20 protein-coding genes are annotated in these 20,056 nt (G+C 68.8%); 7 read left to right on the forward strand and 13 right to left on the reverse strand.

Annotation, left to right across the window (positions count from 1 at the left end; translation table 11 throughout):
* Positions 1 to 65: 65 nt before the first annotated feature.
* Genes gatC through gatB form a run of 3 tightly spaced genes read left to right on the forward strand, consistent with a single transcriptional unit; the run spans position 66 to position 3,344 of the window.
* Positions 66 to 368, forward strand: a complete 303-nt coding sequence (gatC, locus tag ACZYRS_RS31605) for an Asp-tRNA(Asn)/Glu-tRNA(Gln) amidotransferase subunit GatC (RefSeq protein ID WP_463422350.1) — start codon at positions 66 to 68, stop codon at positions 366 to 368.
* On the forward strand, positions 365 to 1,852 hold the full coding sequence (gene gatA / locus ACZYRS_RS31610) for an Asp-tRNA(Asn)/Glu-tRNA(Gln) amidotransferase subunit GatA (RefSeq protein ID WP_463422351.1): 1,488 nt from the start codon (positions 365 to 367) through the stop codon (positions 1,850 to 1,852). The genes gatC and gatA overlap by 4 nt, the downstream gene beginning before the upstream one ends.
* 1 nt (position 1,853) lies before the next feature.
* A complete protein-coding gene (gatB, locus tag ACZYRS_RS31615) occupies positions 1,854 to 3,344 on the forward strand; it encodes an Asp-tRNA(Asn)/Glu-tRNA(Gln) amidotransferase subunit GatB (RefSeq protein ID WP_463422352.1) in 1,491 nt (496 codons plus the stop codon).
* 39 nt (positions 3,345 to 3,383) lie between these two features.
* Here the strand turns inward: gatB and ACZYRS_RS31620 are convergent, their stop codons facing one another.
* Positions 3,384 to 4,076: a DUF4124 domain-containing protein gene (locus ACZYRS_RS31620; protein WP_463422353.1), complete on the reverse strand. Its 693-nt coding sequence runs from the start codon at positions 4,074 to 4,076 to the stop codon at positions 3,384 to 3,386.
* Positions 4,077 to 4,087: 11 nt separating this feature from the next.
* A complete protein-coding gene (gene pyrE / locus ACZYRS_RS31625; RefSeq protein WP_198786973.1) occupies positions 4,088 to 4,771 on the reverse strand; it encodes an orotate phosphoribosyltransferase in 684 nt (227 codons plus the stop codon).
* Positions 4,772 to 4,784: 13 nt separating this feature from the next.
* Between pyrE and ACZYRS_RS31630 the strand changes: the two genes are divergently transcribed.
* Positions 4,785 to 5,588, forward strand: coding sequence for an exodeoxyribonuclease III (locus ACZYRS_RS31630; protein WP_198786972.1), 804 nt, complete (start codon positions 4,785 to 4,787; stop codon positions 5,586 to 5,588).
* A gap of 16 nt (positions 5,589 to 5,604) precedes the next feature.
* Here ACZYRS_RS31630 and ACZYRS_RS31635 read toward each other — a convergent pair whose 3' ends face one another.
* The 10 genes from ACZYRS_RS31635 to ACZYRS_RS31680 are packed head-to-tail and all read right to left on the reverse strand — an operon-like array spanning position 5,605 to position 15,691.
* On the reverse strand, positions 5,605 to 7,122 hold the full coding sequence (locus tag ACZYRS_RS31635) for an amidohydrolase family protein (RefSeq protein WP_463422354.1): 1,518 nt from the start codon (positions 7,120 to 7,122) through the stop codon (positions 5,605 to 5,607).
* Between the two features lie 43 nt (positions 7,123 to 7,165).
* On the reverse strand, positions 7,166 to 8,233 hold the full coding sequence (locus tag ACZYRS_RS31640) for an ABC transporter substrate-binding protein (protein ID WP_463422355.1): 1,068 nt from the start codon (positions 8,231 to 8,233) through the stop codon (positions 7,166 to 7,168).
* Positions 8,234 to 8,253: 20 nt separating this feature from the next.
* Entirely contained in the window at positions 8,254 to 8,670 is a 417-nt protein-coding gene (locus ACZYRS_RS31645) for a DUF3830 family protein (RefSeq protein WP_463422356.1), read from the reverse strand.
* Positions 8,667 to 9,443, reverse strand: coding sequence for an ABC transporter permease (locus ACZYRS_RS31650; protein ID WP_463422357.1), 777 nt, complete (start codon positions 9,441 to 9,443; stop codon positions 8,667 to 8,669). The genes ACZYRS_RS31645 and ACZYRS_RS31650 overlap by 4 nt, the downstream gene beginning before the upstream one ends.
* Positions 9,440 to 10,330, reverse strand: coding sequence for an ABC transporter ATP-binding protein (locus ACZYRS_RS31655; protein WP_463422358.1), 891 nt, complete (start codon positions 10,328 to 10,330; stop codon positions 9,440 to 9,442). Before ACZYRS_RS31655 ends, ACZYRS_RS31650 begins: the two co-directional genes overlap by 4 nt.
* Before the next feature lie 8 nt (positions 10,331 to 10,338).
* Positions 10,339 to 11,502, reverse strand: a complete 1,164-nt coding sequence (atzD, locus tag ACZYRS_RS31660; RefSeq protein ID WP_463422359.1) for a cyanuric acid amidohydrolase — start codon at positions 11,500 to 11,502, stop codon at positions 10,339 to 10,341.
* Entirely contained in the window at positions 11,499 to 12,971 is a 1,473-nt protein-coding gene (allB, locus tag ACZYRS_RS31665; RefSeq protein ID WP_463422360.1) for an allantoinase AllB, read from the reverse strand. Before allB ends, atzD begins: the two co-directional genes overlap by 4 nt.
* Before the next feature lie 10 nt (positions 12,972 to 12,981).
* Complete coding sequence (locus tag ACZYRS_RS31670; RefSeq protein ID WP_463422361.1) at positions 12,982 to 13,773, reverse strand: SDR family NAD(P)-dependent oxidoreductase; 792 nt, start codon at positions 13,771 to 13,773, stop codon at positions 12,982 to 12,984.
* A gap of 14 nt (positions 13,774 to 13,787) precedes the next feature.
* Positions 13,788 to 14,849: an ABC transporter substrate-binding protein gene (locus ACZYRS_RS31675; protein ID WP_463422362.1), complete on the reverse strand. Its 1,062-nt coding sequence runs from the start codon at positions 14,847 to 14,849 to the stop codon at positions 13,788 to 13,790.
* An 11-nt stretch (positions 14,850 to 14,860) separates the two neighbouring features.
* Positions 14,861 to 15,691, reverse strand: a complete 831-nt coding sequence (locus ACZYRS_RS31680) for a cysteine hydrolase family protein (protein WP_198786964.1) — start codon at positions 15,689 to 15,691, stop codon at positions 14,861 to 14,863.
* Positions 15,692 to 15,819: 128 nt separating this feature from the next.
* Between ACZYRS_RS31680 and ACZYRS_RS31685 the strand changes: the two genes are divergently transcribed.
* A complete protein-coding gene (locus ACZYRS_RS31685; protein ID WP_463422363.1) occupies positions 15,820 to 16,722 on the forward strand; it encodes a LysR family transcriptional regulator in 903 nt (300 codons plus the stop codon).
* Here ACZYRS_RS31685 and ACZYRS_RS31690 read toward each other — a convergent pair.
* Entirely contained in the window at positions 16,719 to 17,630 is a 912-nt protein-coding gene (locus tag ACZYRS_RS31690) for a LysR family transcriptional regulator (protein WP_198786962.1), read from the reverse strand. The two genes, ACZYRS_RS31685 and ACZYRS_RS31690, sit on opposite strands and share 4 nt — an antisense overlap.
* Before the next feature lie 97 nt (positions 17,631 to 17,727).
* Here ACZYRS_RS31690 and ACZYRS_RS31695 point away from each other — a divergent pair, with 97 nt between their 5' ends.
* A complete protein-coding gene (locus tag ACZYRS_RS31695) occupies positions 17,728 to 18,978 on the forward strand; it encodes a flavin-dependent oxidoreductase (protein WP_463422364.1) in 1,251 nt (416 codons plus the stop codon).
* 43 nt (positions 18,979 to 19,021) lie between these two features.
* Complete coding sequence (locus tag ACZYRS_RS31700; protein WP_463422365.1) at positions 19,022 to 19,996, forward strand: tripartite tricarboxylate transporter substrate binding protein; 975 nt, start codon at positions 19,022 to 19,024, stop codon at positions 19,994 to 19,996.
* The last annotated feature ends 60 nt before the right edge of the window (positions 19,997 to 20,056 follow it).

Consider the following 20,056-nt stretch of genomic DNA (forward strand, 5'->3'; position numbering starts at 1 on the left):
CTGATTCCCGTGTTAGCACCCTCTTCGGCGTGCGATTACCTTCGGTTTTTTGACCGGTCCGACCCATGTCCCTTGACGCTTCAGATATCGCCCGTATCGCCTCCCTGGCGCGGCTGCAACTCGCTTGCGACGAAAGCGAGCGCATGCTCAGCCAGATCAATGGCTTCTTCGACCTGGTCGAACGCATGCGTTCGGTCGACACCACGGGCATCGAGCCCCTGGCCCATCCGGTGGCCGCGATCGAGGACATCACGCTGCGCCTGCGCGACGACGTGGTGAGCGAACCCAACAACCGCGAGGCCAACCAGAAGAGCGCCCCGGCCGTCGAAGCCGGCCTTTTCCTCGTGCCCAAGGTGATCGAGCAATGAGCGGCGAACTGCACCAGATGGGCGTGGTCGCCCTGGCCAAGGCATTGGCCGAACGCAAGGTCTCGGCCGTCGAAGCCTCCGAGGCGTTCCTCGGCCGCATGAAGGCCCACGAATCGCTGGGCACCTTCGTCGACGTGAACGAAGAAGTCACCCTCGCCCAGGCTCGCAAGGCCGACGCGCTCCTCGCAGCAGGCAATGCCCCGGCATTGGCCGGCGTGCCGATCGCGCACAAGGACATCTTCGTCACCACCGATTTCGCCACCACCGCCGGCTCCAGGATGCTCGCGGGCTACCGCTCGCCCTTCGACGCCACCGTGGTGCGCCGCCTGGCCGGGGCCGGCGCGGTCACGCTGGGCAAGTTGAGCTGCGACGAGTTCGCGATGGGCTCGGCCAACGAGAACGTCGCCGTGCCCGCCGTGGGCCACGACAAGGCCGTGCCGGTGCAGAACCCGTGGAACCGCGAGCGCATTCCGGGCGGCTCCTCGGGCGCGAGCGCCGCGGCCGTCGCCGCACGCCTGGCCCCCGCGGCCACGGGCACCGACACCGGCGGCTCGATTCGCCAGCCCGCGTCGTTCTGCGGTGTGACCGGCATCAAGCCGACCTACGGCCGCGCCTCGCGCTACGGCATGGTGGCCTTCGCATCGAGCCTCGATCAGGCCGGCCCGATGGCGCGCTCGGCGGAAGACTGCGCGCTGCTGCTGTCGGCCTTCTGCGGCCCCGATCTCGACCGCGACTCGACCTCCATCGACAAGCCCGCCGAAGACTTCGGCCGCTCGCTGAACGACTCGCTCGAGGGCCTGCGCATCGGCGTGCCCAAGGAGTTCTTCGGCGAAGGCGTGGCACCCGGCGTGCGCGCAGCGATCGACGCGGCGCTCGCGCAGTACGAGAAGCTCGGCGCCAGGCGCGTCGAGGTGTCGCTGCCGCGCACCGAGCTGTCGATTCCCGTGTACTACATCCTCGCGGCCGCAGAAGCGTCGAGCAACCTGAGCCGCTTCGACGGCGTGAAGTTCGGCCATCGCGCCAAGCAGTACAAGGACCTGTCCGACATGTACGAACGCACGCGCGCCGAAGGCTTCGGCGACGAAGTCAAGCGCCGCATCATGATCGGCACCTACGTGCTCTCGCACGGCTACTACGACGCCTACTACCTGCAGGCGCAGAAGGTGCGCCGCATGATCGCCGACGACTTCCAGCAGGCTTTGAAGCAATGCGACGTGATCGCCGGCCCCGCCGCGCCGACCACCGCATGGAAGATCGGCGAACACGGCGACGACCCGGTGGCCGACTACCTCGCCGACATCTTCACGCTGCCCGCATCTTTGGCCGGCTTGCCCGGCATGAGCGTGCCTGCCGGCTTCGATGCCGGCATGCCCGTGGGCCTGCAACTGATCGGCAATTACTTCGGCGAAGTCAAGCTGCTCAACGCAGCCCACCGCTTCCAGCAAGCCACCGACTGGCACACGCGCACGCCGGAGGGCTTCTGAAATGAGCGAGACCGTGAACACCTTCGAAGCACAGCAACAAGGCCGCCCGACCGGCCCGCTCGTGCGCGGCTATGAAGTCATCATCGGCTTCGAGACGCACGCGCAACTCTCGACCGCGAGCAAGATCTTCAGCCGCGCCTCCACCGCCTTCGGCGCCGAGCCCAACACGCAGGCCTGCGCGGTGGACCTCGCGCTCCCCGGCACGCTGCCGGTGATGAACAAGGGCGCGGTCGAACGCGCCATCAAGCTGGGCCTGGCGCTCGGCTCGCACGTCGCGCCGCGCAGCGTGTTCGCGCGCAAGAACTACTTCTACCCCGACCTGCCCAAGGGCTACCAGATCAGCCAGTTCGAGATTCCGGTCGTGCAAGGCGGCTCGGTGTCGTTCTTCCTCGGCGAGGAGAAGAAGACCGTGCGCCTCGTGCGCGCGCACCTCGAGGAAGACGCGGGCAAGTCGCTGCACGAGGACTTCATCGGCCAGAGCGGCATCGACCTGAACCGCGCGGGCACGCCGCTGCTTGAAATCGTGACCGAGCCCGACATGCGCTCCACCGCCGAGGCCGTGGCCTATGCGAAGGAGCTGCACAAGATCGTGACGTGGATCGGCATCTGCGACGGCAACATGCAGGAAGGCAGCTTTCGCTGCGACGCCAACGTGTCGGTGCGCAAGCCCGGCGAGAAGCTCGGGACGCGGCGCGAGATCAAGAACCTCAACAGCTTCAAGTTCATGCAGCAGGCGATCGACTACGAGATCCGCTGGCAGATCGAAGAAATCGAAGACGGCCGCCAGATCGAACAGGCCACGGTGCTTTTCAACCCCGACACCGGCGAGACGCGCGCGATGCGTGCCAAGGAAGACTCGGCCGACTACCGCTACTTTCCCGATCCGGACCTGCCGCCGCTGGTGATTGCGGCCGACTGGATCGAGCGCGTGCGCAGCGAGATGCCCGAGCTGCCGCGCGCGATGGCCGAGCGCTACGTGGGCGACCACGGCCTCTCGGAATACGACGCGGCGCAGCTCACGCAGAGCACGGCGCTTGCACGCTACTTCGACGACGCGGTGAAGGCCGGCGCCACGCCCAAGCTCGCGAGCAACTGGATCACCGGCGAGATGGCGCGCCGCCTCAACGCACAAGAGATCGGCATCGAGGCCGCGCCGGTCGGCGCGCTGCAGCTGGGCCAGCTGATCAAGCGCATTGCCGACGGCACGCTGCCGAACAACGCCGCGCGCCAGGTGTTCGACGCACTCTGGACCGGCGAAGGCAGCGATGTCGACGCGATCATCGAAGCCAAGGACCTGAAGCCGATGGCCGACACGGGCGCGCTCGACGCGATCCTGGACGAGGTCATCGCCAAGAACCAGAAGAACGTCGACGAGTACCGCGCCGGCAAGGAAAAGGCGCTGAACGGGCTCGTGGGCCAGGTGATGAAGGCCAGCGGCGGCAAGGCCAACCCGGCGCAGGTCACCGAACTGCTCAAAGCCAAGCTGGGCTGATGATCGATGAACCCCCGGGGCCAGCGCGGCCCCGGCGGATCAGCGCGGCGCCGCGGCGGCCGTGCTCGGGGCCGGACCCCAGAGCGGCTTCAAACGCGCACGCTCTTCATCGAAGCGCGCATTCACGCGCTTCTTCTCTTCTTCCTGCTCGGCGATGAAACGGTTCTGCACCGTCATGCTCTGCGTGTTGTCTTCGAGCTTGCGGCGCGTGGCGCCCGGCGCCTTGCTCGTGTCGGCCTTGTAGAACTCGAGCTCCTCGTCGATCTTCTTGCGGTCGTCGGCCAATTCCGCAATGCGCTTTTGCGCCGCCTGGATCACCGCATCGACCTGCGACAGCGCCTGGTTGCGCTCGCGGTCATGCGAGGCGGCGCTCGGGTAGCGCACGAGCAGCGCGCGCTCGCGGCGGCGCTCGTCGGTCGCCTTGGCCGCCTGCACGGCGGCTTCGCGGGCGCGGTCTTCGCGCTCGGCCATCTCGCGCGCCGAGTAGGTGGGTTCGATCTTGCGGCGCGTGAGGCCGCTCGGGCTCAGTTCGCGCTGCTCGCGGTCGCTGCAGGCGGCGATCGGGCGGTCCGCCGTGAGCGTGCGGCCTTGCGCGTCGGTGCAGGTGTAGATGCCGCCGGCGGGCGCATCCTTGCCCTGTGCATGCACGGCGCCGCAGAGGGCGAGGCTCGCCAGGAGAAACGATGCCACCGCCAGCAGGCGAGTGGGCTTGCCGTGATCGCGTATACGCATTGCTGCGATCCTCAGTGGGCGCCGTAGCGCGCGCGGTAGGCCAGCACGCGCTCGCGGTGCGCGCCCAGGTCGGCGGCGGCATTCCCCGAGAGGAAGCTCAGCAGGTCATCGAGCGTGGCAATCGCGATCACCGAAAGGCCCAGTTGGTTGCGCACGTACTGCACCGCGCTGTGGTCCACATCGACGCCGTTCTCGGTGGCCTTTTCCTGCCGGTCGAGGGCGATGGCCACGGCGTGCGGCGTGGCGCCCGCGGCCTCGATCGCGGCGATCGATTCGCGCACCGCGGTGCCGGCGGACATCACGTCATCCACGATCAGCACGCGGCCCTTGAGCGGCGCGCCCACCAGGTTGCCGCCCTCGCCGTGCGCCTTGGCTTCCTTGCGGTTGTAGGCAAAGGGGTAGTTGCGGCCGCGCCGGGCCAGCTCGGCGGCCACCGTGGCGCCCAGCGGGATGCCCTTGTAGGCGGGGCCGAAGATCATGTCGAATTCCAGGCCGCTCTCGACGAGCCGGTCTGCATAGAATCCCGCGAGCCGCGCGATCTTGGCGCCGTCGTCGAAGAGCCCCGAATTGAAGAAGTAAGGGCTCATCCGCCCGGCCTTGGTCTTGAACTCGCCGAAGCGCAGCACGCCGGCGTCGAGCGCGAACTGGACGAAGTCCTGCGCCACCGCGCTGCTTTTTTCACCATCTACAGCCATCGGGAAATTCCTTGTGTTCAAACTGACCAGTCTCAATCTCAATGGCCTGCGTTCGGCGGCCACCAAGGGCGTCGCCGATTGGGTGGCCGAACTTGCGCCGGATTGTATTTGCATGCAGGAGATCCGGGTCCAGGCGAGCGACATCGAAGGCCGCTTCGAGGAAATGGCGGGCCTGAAGGGTCACTTCCACTTCGCCGAAAAGAAAGGTTACGCCGGCACCGCGATCTACACCAAGCATGCGCCGAGCCAGGTCATCGTGGGCTGGGGCGATGCCGAGTTCGACGCCGAGGGCCGCTACCTCGAACTGCGCTTCGACACGCCGGAGCGCAAGTTCTCGGTCATCAGCTGCTACTTCCCGAGCGGCAGCTCGGGCGAGGAGCGGCAGCAGGCCAAGTTCCGCTTCCTCAAGGGCTTCTTTCCGTACCTCATCGCACTCAAGAAAGAGCGCGAGTTCGTGCTGTGCGGCGACATCAACATCGCCCACAAGGAGATCGACCTGAAGAACTGGCGCGGCAACCAGAAGAACAGCGGCTTCCTGCCCGAGGAGCGCGCCTGGATGACGAAGCTGCTGGACGCCGGCGCCGAGGGCGCGGGCCTGGTGGACGTCTACCGCATGCTCAAGCCCGACACCACCGCCGAGGCCTACACCTGGTGGAGCAACCGCGGCCAAGCCTATGCGAACAACGTGGGGTGGCGGCTGGACTATCACCTGGCCACGCCGAAGACCGCCGCGCTCGCGCGCACCGAAGCGATCTACAAGACCATCAAGTTCAGCGACCACGCGCCGATCACGGTGGACTACGACTTCACGCTGTAGAGGAAAGCCAGCCGCGCTAGCCGCAGCAGCCGCCGATGCGCCCGCTGCGGTAGAACGGCCCGAGGTCGTCAGCCAGCGCCTTGACGGTCTCGCGCCACGACAGGGCGCCGCCGGCATCGGCCGCCAGCGCTGCGCGCATGCGCGCCAGCAGCTCGGCGCGCAGCGCTGGCTCGTCGATCCCCAGCACGCGGCCCCCGTCGACCACCATGCGCCCGCCGACCAGCACTTTGGCGATATGGCCGCCGTTGCCGCGCGCCAGCAGCAGGTCGAGCGGGTCGGTCTCCGCAAAGAGCGCGTCGTCGTCGAGCGCGTCCCAGTCCAGCAGCACCATGTCGGCCAGCGCACCGGGCTCGATGCGCCCGCCCCGGGCCAGCCCACCGCGCACGCTGCGCGGGCCGTTGCCCGAGGCGAAGGCCCAGAGCTGCTCGCGTGTCATCGTGGTGTCGTAGCCCCAGCCGCGGTGCAGCGAATAGGCCAGCCGCATCTCGCGCAGCGCGTCGTCGTCTTCGTCGAAGGCCATGCCGTCCAGGCCCATGGCCACGCGGCAACCGTGCTTGAGCATCTCGGGCACCGGCGCGATGCCCGACTTCAGGCCCAGGTTGGAGCTGGTGTTGACCGCGATGGCCGCGCCGCGCTCGGCGATCAGCGCCAGCTCTTCCGGCCGCGCCCAGGCGCAATGCGCGAGCGTGAGGCGCGGCGTGAGCAGGCCGATGTCGTCGAGAAAACGAACGATGCCGCCGGGGTGGTTGGCATCGGCCCAAGCGCGCTGGTAGCGCGTCTCGAGCAGGTGCATGTGGACCGGGCGGCCCGTGTCGGCAGAGGCCTGCGCGATGGCTTCGAGCAGCGGCGTGCTGCACCACTGCACCCCGGTCGGTCCGTATTGCACGGTCACATGCTCGCCGTGGCCGGCCTCTTCCATCCTGCGCGCGACCTCCTCGACCAGCGCGAGCTGCTGCGCGGGCGCCACCGGCTTCACCGCGAGCCGTTCGGCCACCGCGTCGCGAATGTCCGGGCGCAGGGCCGACAGCACGCTCGCGTCGTCGCAGTAGGCGATGCCGTGGCGGTCGCGCATCGCGATCGCGAAGCCGATGCGCACGCCGACATCGCGTGCCGCGCGCGCCACCGCCTCGGCTTCGTCGGCATAGGCCATGCCGCCCTGCACGCGCGTGTAGTGGACCATCAGGTTCGCGACGCCGTGCCGCGCCGAACGCGCGAACGAAGTCGCGGCGCACAGGTAAGGGTCCATGCCCGGCACCACGCCGAGAAACGGCAACCAGCTTTCCAGCGGCTGGCCGAAGGCGCCGAGCGTGGCGCTGCGAAAGGTGCGTGCATGGTCGTGCGCGTTGGCCAGCGCCGGCAGCGCGAGCAGGCGCGGCCCGCCGGTGCCGATGGCGGCTTTGTGCGCCAGTGGAGCGATCGACCCGATGCGGTCGCCCGCCAGTTCGATGCGCATGTCGGGCTGCGCAGGCTCAGCGCCGGGATCAGCCAGCAGCCATGCGCAGTCGATCGGGCCTTCGTGCATCGCAGCGGGCATGGCGTTTCCTTCGTCGTCGGGTTGCGTGTGTCTGTTCCTGGGCCTACGGCGCGGCGATTCTGCGCTCCGCCAGCGGCGGCAGGAAGCGCCGGTCGAACACCTCGCCGGCGGCTGGCGCGCTCGCGAGGTCGAACGCCTCCTTCACCTGTCGGATCGCGCGCGCCATGCGCGCGTCGTTCACGTCGCCCAGGCCGGCGGCGGCGACCTCGGGCGTCAGCATCACGGTGCGCAGCGTGTAGAGCAGGCGCCGCTTCTCCAGCGCCGCGTTGAGCAGCGGCTCGCGCTTCATGAGCGCGGCAATGGCGGCGTCGGGGTCCGCCACGGTGTCGCGCACCGCCTTGTTGACGGCACGCACCAGCCCGGCCACGGCCTGCGGCTTGTCCTTCAGGAGCTGGCGCGACACCACCACGCCGTTGCCGTACAGGTCGACGCCGTGGTCCGCGTAGTGGAACCAGCGGATGTCCTTGTCCGGGTCCACGCCCTGCGCCACCAGGTTCATGTAGCTGGTCACCGAAAACACGGCCGAGCCTTCGACATGGTCCTTCAGCAGCATCTGCTCCTGCAGGTTGGGCGCCATGTTCGTCCACTTGACCTTGCTCGCGTCCACGCCGCTCCTGGCCGCCATCAGCGGGAACATGCGCAGTGCGGCGCCACCCGCAGGCGACCCCAGCGTGCGGCCCTCCAGGTCCTTCAGCGTCCTGATCGGGCTGCCGGACTTGACGATGAGGGCGAAGGGCGCGCGGTTGTAGACCATGTAGACCATCACGGGCGCGGCGCCGGGCCTGGCGGCCGCGCTCTGCACGATCGCGTTGACGTCGCCGAAGCCCGCGTCGTAGGCGCCGGCCATCACCTTGGTCACGGTGGCCGCGGAACCGTCGCCCTGGTCGATCGCCACCGCGAGCTTCTCGGCCGCGAAGTAGCCCCGGTCTTCTGCGAGGTAGTACCAGGCGTGGATGCCCTGCAGCTTCCAGTCGAGGACGAACTTGATGGGCGTGAGCGGCTGCTGCTGCTGCGCGCGCGCTTCGCGCACCGCGAGCGACGCGAGCGATGCGCCCAATGCGGCGGACACCGCGACCACCGCCGCGCGGCGGGACACTGGAGAAGAAGACATGCGAGGCTCCCTTGGGTGGATCAGATGGTTTCGAAGAGAACGTCCTGCGCGCCTTCCCACAGCACCTTGGTGCCGAGCGCGCGCAGGTGCTCCCGTCCTTCGACGATGGTGAGGAAGTGGTTGCCCGCCAGCGTGCCCATCTTGCTGGCGAAGCTGCAGGCGCCGTAGGCCAGGATGATCTCGGTCTCGCTGTAGCCGCCCGGGTAGAACAGGATGTCGCCCACCGAGGGGTGGCTGGTGTGGTTCTCGAAACCCACGCCCAGCTGGAAATCGCCCAGCGGCACCCAGCAGCCTTCGCCGCTCCAGCGCACGTGGATGAGCTTCTGGCGGTAAGGCAGCAACTGGCGAAATGCCGCCACGGTGAGCGGCGCGTCGGGGTTCGTCTGCGCCACGAAGCAGAGGCCCCCGGCGGTGATGCGGATGAGGTCGTTCGTCATGCCATCGCCATGTCGGTCTTGCGCTGCGCCCAGCCCGTCATCCGCCGCTCGACCAGCGAGGAAACGGCATACAGCGCCACGCCCATCGCCGCCAGCAGGAAGAGCCCCGCGAACACCATCGGCACGTCGAAGTTGCCGCTGGCGATCATCATCACCGTGCCGATGCCCTGATTGGCCGCTACGGTCTCGCTCAGCACCGTGCCCACGAAAGCCAGCGTGATCGCGATCTTGAGCGAAGCGAAGAGATAAGGCAGTGCGCGCGGCAGGCCCACGTTCCAGAGGATGTCGCGCTTCCTCGCGCCGAGCACGCGCAGCACGTCTTCCAGTTCGGGCTCGGTGCTCGCAAGGCCGGTGGCCACGTTCACCACCACCGGAAAGACGCTGATCACCATCGAGGTCAGGATCGCCGGCACCGTGCCCGCGCCGAACCACACCACGAACAGCGGCACCACCGCGACCTTCGGAATGCTGGAGAAACCCACCAGCAGCGGATAGGTCACGTCGTAGGCCAGCTTCGACGAGCCGATCACCACGCCGATGACGATGCCCGCGCCCACGCCGAGCACGAAGCCCGCGAGCGTGGTGTAGAGCGTCTGCACGGTGTGCGGCCACAGGAGCGGCATCTTCTGCAGGAGCACCAGCGCGATCTGGCTCGGGCGCGGCAGGATCAGGTCGGACACGCCGAAGGCCAGGCAGACCACCTCCCACAGCACGAAGAAGCCGATGAGCGCGCTGGCGGAAAGAAGGCGCTGCCGTGCGAGCGGCGCGATCATGCGGCCACCTCTTCGAGCGAGCGCGTCCGAGCCTGTACGGGCGCCACAGGCACGGCATCGCTCTCGCGACGCGCCTGTGCAATGCGCATGCGCAGCTGCTGCACCAGCGCCGCGAACTCGGGTGCGTAGCTGCTCTCCAGCGTGCGCGGCCGCGCGAAGCCCACGTCGCGCGTCTCCAGGATGCGCCCCGGCCGCGCGCTCATCACGCAGATGCGGTTGGCCAGGTAGGCCGATTCGCGCAGGTCGTGCGTCACCAGCAGCACGGTCGGGCGCTTGGCGATCCACAGCGTCTGCATGATGTCCCAGAGCTCCTCGCGCGTGAACTGGTCCAGCGCTCCGAAGGGTTCGTCCAGCAGCAGCAGCTCGGGCTCGTGCACCAGCGCGCGGCAGAGCGATGCGCGCTGCAGCATGCCGCCCGACAGCTGCCACGGCCGCTTGTCGCCGAAGCCCTTGAGGCCCACCTGCGCGAGCAGCGCGTCGGCGCGCTCGGCGTATTCGCCGCGCTTCTTGCTGCGGTAGTGCTGACGAAAGGGCTCGACGATCTTCAGCGGGATCATCACGTTCTCGCGGATCGTGAGCCACGGCAGCATGGTCGGGTTCTGGAACGCCAGGCCGATGCGAAGCCGCGGCGCGGGCGATGCATGCGCGCCCGCCGCCACCGCGGTGCCGGCCGCGCCCACCTCGCGCCCGCCGGCGATCACCGCGCCCGCGCTCGGCCGCAAGAGGCCCGCCACCAGCTTCAGGATGGTCGACTTGCCGCAGCCGCTCGGGCCCACGAGCGCGACGAAGTCGCCCTTCTCGATGTCCAGCGTCGTGTGGTCCAGGGCGATGGTGCCGCCGCCGTAGCGCAGCATCACGTCGGACAGTTGGATGAATGCGTTGCCCATGGGGTCCTTCAGGAAAAGACGGGTGAAGTGGAAGAAGCCGTGTCGTCGTCCATCCGCAGGATCGCGGCCACCGGCCCGCCGCCCGCGGGCCCCTGGTGCTCGGCGCCGCCCGACACGTACAGCGCGGTGTGGCCGGCCACCGAGGCCAGCACGCCGCCCACCACGGCGCGCGCATGGCGCGTCGAGTGGATGTCGGAGTCGTTGAGCATCGTGTGGCGGGCGTCGCGCACGCGGCCGTCCGGGCTGGCCTCGGCCTTCGCGAGCAGGTTCACCAGGCGCGCGGCGAGCGCCTGCGCATCGCGTTCCGCATCGAGGCCGAAGGCATCGCGCAGCAGCGCGCGCACGCTCGCGGCGTCGATCGCATCGCGCATCACCGTGTGGGCGATGCGAAACGCGGACGCGCTGCCCTCCGCCTCGCCGAGCACGATGACGACATTGCCCTCCAGCTCGATGCCGGCCGACGCCGAGGCGCGCGCGGAGAACAGCCGCCAGTCGCTCATCACGCTCGCGTCGCCGATCTCTTCACGCGCGACCTCTCCCAACGCAACCGCCACGCCGAGCGCCGATGCGCCGCGCGAATAGCCCATCGACTCGTAGCTGTCGTGGGTGGCCGGCGAAGCACCGCGCGCCAGCGCCGCCGACACCTTGGCCGAGGTGAGCAGCGGGCACTTGACCTGCACGAAGTGCACATCGCTCGCACTCTGGATGCCGGCATCGCGCATGGCCTTTGCAACCGCGTCGGCCGTGGCGTCGATTTGCGCGGCGCGGCCCATTTCTTCCGGCAGGAAATCGCGCGTCTGCGCGATGCCGACCACGAGGCGCTTGCCCCGGACGGCCGATGCACCGGACACCCAGCGCCGCGCGAACACGGTGAAGTGCGGCGACAGCACGCCCTCGGTGCCGCCCGACATCACCAGCGCCACGCGCCCATGCACCGCTTCGGGCGCACAGCCCAGCGCGGGGGCGAGCAAGTGGCACCACGCTGTCGATGCGTACTCGCGCGTGAAGTCGTTGACGCAGCCGTTGCCTTCGGTCTTGCCCATCACGGCCACGATGTCGGCCGCTACGATCTCGCCCGCATCGATCAGCGCCTTCACGCCGCCGAGGTCGCCCGGCCCGCTGCACGGAATGCGCCAGACCTGCACCTGCTGCACGCGCGCGGCGGTGCTCATGCCGCGTCCCAATCCACCGCGCCGACGGGCACGGCCGTCGCGGGCACCCCGGGCGGCGTCTGCAGGATCGCGCGGCTGTAGTGCTCGGTGTTGCGCGGCTTCGGGGCGGGCATCTTCTGCACGCCCTTCACCGACCGGCCCCAGCCGACCGCGTCGACCACCAGCTTGCCCTCGCGCATCACGAAGCGCCCGCGCAACAGCGTGTGCAGCGGATAGCCCTGCACCGCGCGGCCGTTCCACGGCGAGATCTTGCTGATGCTCTGCAGCTTGTTCTGCGACAGCGTGCCCGCGCGCTGCATGTCGACGATCGCGATGTCCGCGTGCGCGCCGGGTGCGATCACGCCCTTGGTGCCGTACAGGCCCCAGGCCTTGGCGGGGTTCACCGCGCTCCAGCGCACGTAGTCCATCAAGGTGGCGCGCGCGCGGTTCACCTCGGTCAGCATCAGCGGCATCTGGGTTTCCACGCCCGGGAAGCCGCAGTCGCAGTCCCAGATGCTCTCGCGGGTTTTCTCCTCCGGCGTGTGCGGCGCGTGGTCGGTGGCGATCATGTCGAGCGTGCCGTCCAGCAGCGCGTCCCACAACGGCTGGTTGTGGCGCGCCTCGCGGATCGGCGGGTTCAGCCGCATCACGCCGCCGAGCTTGAGCATGTGGCCGGTGTTCAACAGCAGGTACTGCGGACAGGTCTCGGCCGTCACGTCGACGCCGCGGCGCTTGGCTTCGCGCAGCAGGAACAGCGAATCGGCCGCGCTGTGGTGCGCGATGTGCACGCGCGCACCGGTCCACTCGGCCAGCGTGAGCACGCGGCCGATGGCCTCGATCTCGGCCACGGCGGGCCGCGCATCCAGGTGGGCCATGGCATCGATGCGGCCGGCCGCCTGCATCTTCTTCTGGCGGCGCTGCAGGATCGACGAATTCTCCGCATGCACCACCGTGCGAATGCCCAGCGGCGCGAGCGTCTCGAAGCCTTCGAGCAGCGCACCGTCCGTGGGCGCGGGCAAATTGCCGAAGGTGTTGCCGACGAAGGCCTTGAAGCTGGTGACGCCCGCATCGAGCAGCTCTTCGAGCCGATCGACCGTGTCGTCGCCCAGCAGGCCGTGGATGCCGAAATCGCAGTACGACGACTCGGCCGCCTTCTGCTTGATGCGCAATGCCTCGACGGTGCCGGTCGACGGGTTGGTGTTGGGCATCTCGAACACCGTGGTCACGCCGCCCATCGCGGCGGCGGCCGAGCCGGTCTTCCAGGTTTCCTTGTTGGGATAGCCGGGGTCGCGAAAGTGCACGTGGCTGTCGATGGCGCCCGGCAGCAGGTAGAGGCCGTCGGCACGCATCTCCTGGCGCGCGGGCGGCATGGTGTCGTCGTGGCCGACGGCCACGATGTGCTCGCCGGCGATGGCCACGCTGGCTTCGATGATCTGGTCCGCGGAGACCACGCGGGCGCCGCGGATGACAAGGTCGACTTCTTTATGCATCGTGGCCTCCTCAGAGCATTGCCCAGCCGCCATCGACGGGCAGGTCGACGCCGGTGATCTGGCGCGACACGTCGCTGGCCATGAAGAGGCAGGCGTTGGCCACGTCCGCATCGGTGGAGACGCGGCGCAGCGCGTAGTCGGCCGCGTGCCGCGTCATCGCTTCTTCCAGCGTGATGCCGAGTTTTTCGGCCATGTTGGCGCACACCTTCTCGCGAAAGCGCGGCCCGTCGACCATGCCGGGCGCCACGCAATTCACATTGATGCCGTGCGGCCCTGCCTCCAGCGCAAAGCTCTTGGTGATGCCGCGCAGGCCCCACTTGGAGGCCGAGTAGGCCATGCGGCCGGCGCGCCCGCGCATGCCGAAGGTGCCGCCCACGTTCACCACCTTGCCGCTCTGGCGCGCGACCATGCCGGGCAGCACGGCGCGCATGGTGTTGAAGCAGCCGGTCATGTTGAGCTGCACGATCTCGTCGAACTCCTCGGTGGTGGTTTCCCAGCCGGTCTTGCCGATGGGTCCCGAGCCGCCGGCCACGTTCACCAGCACGTCGATGCGGCCGAAGGCTTCCAGCGCATGCGCCGCCAGTGCCTCGGTCTGCGCGCCCACGGTCAGGTCGCAGGGCACGACGATCGCCTGGACGCCGAGCGCGCGGGCTTCCGCCGCCACAGGCTCGATGGCGCCGGTGTCGCGCCCGGCCAGCACGAGCCTGGCGCCTTCGCGCGCGAAGGCCAGCGTCACGGCGCGGCCCATGCCCTTGGCCGGGCCGGTGATGAGCGTCACCTTGTCTTTGAGTTGCAGGTCCATGTCGTTTCTCGCTTTCAGTTCGATGCGTTCAATGTCTTGGAGGGGCGCTCGGCGCGCGCGGGCAGGAAGCCGCGGTCGAACACCTCGGCCGGTGCCGGCGTGCGCGGCAGCTGGTTGGCGTCCACCACGATGTCGATGGACTTCTTCAGCCGCGCGTCGTCCACGTCGCCCAGGCCGATGCGCGCCACTTCGGGGTGGCTCATGTCGTTGCGCAGCGTGGCGAAGAGCTTTTCCTTCTCGACCTCGCGCTTGAGCAGCGGCTCGCGCTTCATGACGTGGTCGATGCCCATGTCCGGATCGGCGATGACTTCCTTGACGGCCCGGTTCAGCGCCTTCACGAAGCCTTGCACCGCCTTGGGGTTCTCCTTGGCGAAGGTGCGCGAGAAGAACACGGCGTTGGAGTACAGGTCCATGCCGTTGTCGCCGTAGCGGATGAAGCGCAGGTCCTTCGCGGGATCGAGCCCCATCGCCTTGGCGCTGAAGCTCACGGTGGTCACGTAGCCGAAGGCGGCGTCGATCTGCCCACGGGTGAGCATCTGCTCGCGCAGGTTGGGCGCCATGTTGGTGATGGTCACCTTGGCCGCATCGACCTTTGCGAGCTTGGCGAAGGCCGGGAACAGCTTCAGCGCGCCGTCGTTGGCCGGACCGCCGACGGTCTTTCCTTCCAGGTCCCTGGGCGATTTGATCGGGCTGTCCTGCTTCACCACGATCGTGAAGGGCGGCGTGTTGTAGAGCATGTAGACCGCCACCGGCGCGTCGGCCGGGCGCTTGGATGCGAGATCGATCAGCGCGTTGAGGTCGCCGAAGCCGGCCTGGTAGGCGCCGGCCGCGACCTTCGGGATCGAGGCGGCGGAGCCCTCGCCCTGGTCGATCTGCACGTCCAGGCCTTCGGCCTTGAAGTAGCCCTTGTCCTGGGCCACGAAAAACCAGGCCTGCGGGCCTTCGTACTTCCAGTTGAGCACGAGCTTGAGCGGCACCTGCGCGGCGGCGCAAGTGGCCGCCAAGGCCAGGCCGGCGGCGCCCAGCGAAGCGAGCGCGCGAGCGAGGCGCGGCTTGGAAAAGAAAGATAACGGCATGCGAAGGACTCCTAGCGTTTCTTGGAGGGAGAGGACAAAGAAGAAAGCGAATCGAGCAGCGACTCGGCGGTCGCAACGAACCCGTGCAGCTGCTGCACGATGAAATGAATGCCGCGCGTGACATAGGCGGGCGACGAGGTGCCGCACGCATCCTTCAGCAGCACGCAGTCGTAGCCGAGGAAGTTCGCGTCCTGCAACGTCGAGAACACGCAGCGGTCGGTGTTGATGCCCGCGAACAGCAGCGTGGTGATGCCCTGCTGGCGCAGGATGCTGTCGAGCTCGTTGTCCCAGAAGCCGCTCAGGCGGTGCTTGTGGACGGTGATGTCGCCGGGCGCGCCGGCCAACTCGTCGATCACCTGCGCGCCCCACTCGCCCTGCACCAGCGAAGGCCCGTGGTCGATGGGCGAATGCTCGGCGTAGCCGACGCCATCGGCGCTGCGCTTGCCCTTGAACTGCACCGTGGGCGACAGGTTGAGGCGGTCCGCGCGGATGCCCCAGTTGAGCCACACCACCGCGCCGCCGGCCGCGCGCCACGCCGGCAGCAGGCGGGCGATGGCCGCGATCGGCTTGCGCGCCGCGCGGATGCCGATGCCCTTCTGGGCGAACCAGCCCTCGGGGTGGCAGAAGTCGTTCTGCATGTCGATCACGACGAGCGCGCTGCGCGCGAGGTCGAACTCGATCGGCTGCGGCTCGGCGGGCATCTGCACCGGCAGCGGCCGTTTCGGTGCGCGCACCAGGCTGACGCGGCCACCGGCCAGCGTCCATGCGTTGTGGGGCACCGGGCCGAAGCGGGCGGACGGTTGCTCGGTGTTGGTGCGCGAAGGTGCGGATCGGCGTGTCATGCGATGCGGGCACGCAGCCGACGTGCCAGAAGGTGCTCTCGATCCGTACCGAATCACGTACTGTGCGTTGCCGTTGCGGCAACACGCAGCGCGGCATTCGTGGCGCGCTTCGTGCAACTGCAGCGGGCATGAACCACCTTCGCTTCCTGCGCTACGCAGACGAGGTCGCCCGCGCCGGCTCCATCCGCCAGGCGGCCGAGCGCTTGCATGTCGCGCCCTCGGCCGTCAACCGCCGCATCCAGGACCTGGAGGAAGAGCTGGGCACGCCGCTCTTCGAGCGATTGCCGCGCGGCATGCGGCTCACCGCGGCGGGCGAGCTGTTCGTGCGCTACATCCGCGGCCGCGCGTCGGAACTGGACCGCGTGCGCTCCGAGATCGAGGAGCTGCAGGGCTTGCGGCGCGGCGCGGTGCGGCTGGTGGCGAGCCAGGCGCTCGCGCCGCGCTTCCTGCCGGCTGCCATCAACGACTTCGGCCGGACGCATCCGCTGGTGGGTTTCGATGCGCGCATCGGCGATCACGTGCAGGCCGCGAGCGCGCTGCGCAGTTTCGAGACCGACCTCGCGCTGGTGTTCAATCTCGCGCCGGAGGCCGACATCGAACGCGTGTGCGCGGTCGAGCAAAAGCTCATGGCGATCATGCACAGGCGCCATCCGTTGGCGAAGGCCAAGACCCTGCGCCTGCGCGACTGCGCCGACTTCCCGGTGGTGCTGCCGAACCGCGACACGGGTGGACGCCAATTGCTCGAGCGCTTTCTCGCGCGCAGCTCCACCTCGATCCGCGCCATGGTGGAGAGCAACAGCTTCGAATTTTTGCGCGGCTGCTTGTACGACGGCCAATCGATCTCGTTCCAGATGGCCATCGGCACCTGGACCGACGACCCCAACATCGTGGCCCGTGATATCGAGGACCGCGGCTTTCCGCGCGGCGAACTGGTGCTGGCCAGCCTGCGCGGGCGGCAGCTGCCGGTGATCGCCTATGCGTTCGCGGAGTTCCTGCGCAAGCGGCTGGTCGAACCCTCCGGCGAGGATTAACGCGAGAGCGCGGGCAGCGCCTTCTCCAGCGTCGCCACGAAAGCCTGCATCGCCTCCGTCTCGTGCGCGCCGCGCTTGGCGATGCGGTAGAAGTCCAGCCCCACCTTCGGCTTGACCAGCACGTCGGTGCGCACGCGGTGCCGCCTGCAGGCCGCGAGCGCGAAGGTCGGCATCACCGCGGTGCCGAAGCCAGCCTCCACCATCGAGATCAGCGTGCCGAAGAAATTGAAGGTGGGCCGCTGCGCATCGGCGCGGCCGATGGTGGCCACCAGGTGCTGGTCGATCACCTTCTGGATCGGGTTGCCCGGTGGCAGGCCGATGAGTTCGGCGGTGCGCAGCGCGGACCATGGCACCGTGCCGATGGCCGGCGCTTCATCGGCCTCATCTGCAGACGCCGCCACCCGCATCAGGTGAAAGCGTCCGACCGGCGTGCGCTCCAGGCCCGCCGCGGCCTTGAAGAAGAAGCCGAGGCCCACATCGGCATCGCCGGCCGCGACCATCGCCTCGACATCGCGCAGGTCGGCATCGAAGAGGCGCAGGCTCACCTGCGGATGCGCCTGGCGGAACGTGGTGAACACCTGCGGCAGCAGGTGCGACGACACCAGCGGCGTGGCCGCGATGCGCAAGGTCTGGCGCGCTTCGTCGCCTTCGGCACCGAGCTGCGCGGCCACGTCGTCGAGGTCGGTGACGAGCCGTTCCACCACCGGCAGCAACCGCCGCCCCGCGGGCGTGAGGTTCACCACGCGCGTGGTGCGGTCGAAGAGCCGGCAGCCCAGCTGCTTTTCCATCTCGCGGATCAGGATGCTCAGCCCCGCCTGCGTGATGTGCGCCTGCTCGGCCGCGCGCGTGAAGTTGCCCAGGCGCGCGACCTGCAGAAAGGCGCGCATCTGGCGGGTCGAAAGGTTCATAAGGATTCATGATAAATCCATAGCACATCTAAATTTCACAAATGGCGAACTTCCGTTCCCAATACGGCTGGAGACAAACGCAACCCATTCGACAGCCATGAACGACAAGCAAGTGATCATCCTGGGCGCCGGCATCGGCGGCCTGACCCTCGCGCTGAGCCTGCACCAGGCCGGCATTCCCTGCCGCGTGTACGAGGCCGTGCCCGAACTCAAGCCCATGGGCGTGGGCGTGAACCTGCTGCCGCATGCGGTGCGCGAGCTGACCGAACTCGGCCTGCTGCCGCAGCTGGACAAGGTGGGCGTGCGCACGAAGGAGTCGATCTTCTTCACCGAGCACGGCCAGCTGATCTTCCAGGAAGCCGCGGGCGAGCACGCGGGCTACGACTGGCCGCAGTTCTCGATCCATCGCGGCGACCTGCAGACGGTGCTGCTCGAAGAGACGCTCAAGCGCCTGGGCCCCGACAGCGTGGTCTGCAACCACCGCTGCACCGGCGTCGCGCAGGATGCGGGCGGCGTCACCGTGCACTTCGCCGATGCGCCCACCGTGCAGGATGTGCGCGGCGCCGTGGCCATCGGTTGCGACGGCATCCACTCGGCCTTGCGCAAGCAGCTCTATCCGAACGAAGGCGCGCCGCGTTACTCGGGCGTGAACATGTGGCGCGGCACCGCGCGCTGGAAGCCCTTTCTCTCGGGCGCGAGCATGGTGCGCGCGGGCTGGCTCGCGGTCGGCAAGATGGTGATCTACCCGATCCGCAACGACATCGACGCCGAAGGCCACCAGCTGGTGAACTGGGTCGCCGAGATCCACGCGCCGCAGCCCGCGATGCGCGACTGGAGCCGTGCCGGCCGGCTCGAGGACTTTCTCCCCGCGTTCGCCGACTGGCACTTCGACTGGCTCGACGTGCCCGCGCTGATCCGCGCCTCGGACACCATCCTGGAGTACCCGATGGTCGACCAGGATCCGCTGCCGCGCTGGACGCACGGCCGCCTCACGCTGCTGGGCGACGCCGCGCACCCGATGGTGCCGCGCGGCTCCAACGGCGCGGGGCAGGCGATCATCGATGCGCGCTTTCTCGCAGGCGCGCTCAAGGACCTGGGCGTCGGCACCGCGGCGCTCGAGGACTACGACCGCGTGCGCGTGAAGGCCACCACCAACGTGGTGCTGACCAACCGCAGCAACCCGCCCGACGCGATCCTGCGCGAAGTGTTCGAGCGCTCGGGCGGAAAGCGCTTCGGGCAGATCGAGGACGTGGTGAGCCGCGCCGAGCTGCAGGCCATTTCGGACAACTACAAGCGCGTGGCCGGCTACGACCCGGTGGCGCTGAAAGCGCGCGCCTCGTACCTCTGAGCGCCGGCACTTCTCGATCACAGAACAAGACGGAGACCAACCCATGCGATTCATTGCCAAGCCCCTTGCCAAGACCCTCGCCACCCTGCTCGTCGCGGCGAGTGCCGCCGCAGCCCATGCCTGGCCCGACCAGCCGATCACGCTGGTCGTGCCCTACACGCCGGGCACCGGCATCGACCTGGTCGCGCGCCAGCTCTCCGCGCGCCTGCCCGCGCTGCTGGGCCAGCCCGTGATCGTGGAGAACCTGGCAGGCGCCAGCGGCAACATCGGCAGCGAGAAGGTCGCGCGCGCCAAGCCCGACGGCTACACGCTGATGGTGCAGGTCAACACGCTGGTGATGAACCGCAGCCTCTACAAGTCGCTCGGCTACGACCCGGTGGCCGACTTCGCGCCGGTGTCGCTCACCTCGTGGGGCACGCTGCTGCTGGTGACCAACCCGAACGTGCAGAAGGCGACGTCGGTCGCACAGATGGTGAGCGCGGCCAAGGCGGAGCCGGCCAAGCTGACCTACGCCACGCCGGGCGTGGGCACGCCGCACCACCTGTCGATGGCGCTCCTGATGCAGGGCACCGGCACCGAGCTGCTGCACGTGCCCTACAAGGGCACGGCCGGCGCGGTGACCGACCTCCTGGGCGGGCGCATCGACTACATGTTCCTGCCGGTGCACGTGGCGCTGCAGCACATCCAGGTCGGCAAGCTCAAGGCCATCGCCACCGGCAGCAGCAAGCGGCTGCCGCAACTGCCCGACGTGCCCACGCTCGCCGAGGCCGGCGTGACCGCCGACAACGTGGACATGTGGTACGGCGTGCTCGCGCCCAAGGGCACGCCGCCCGAAGTGGTGGCACGGCTCAACAAGGAGATCGCCGCGGTGCTGAAGCAACCCGACGTGGCGAAGTCCTTCGAGTCGCAGGGCATGGTGCCGGCGAGCTCGACGCCGGCGGACTTCGGGGCGCTGGTGAAGAAGGATGCGGACCGGTGGGCGGGGGTGGTCAAGCGCGGGAACATCACCGCGGACTGAACGCACCGGCCCTTGTTCCTCCTTGCTCGCCGGGCCGCACGAACATCGCTCGTCACACAA

Source organism: Variovorax sp. AC194, from assembly GCF_979257995.1.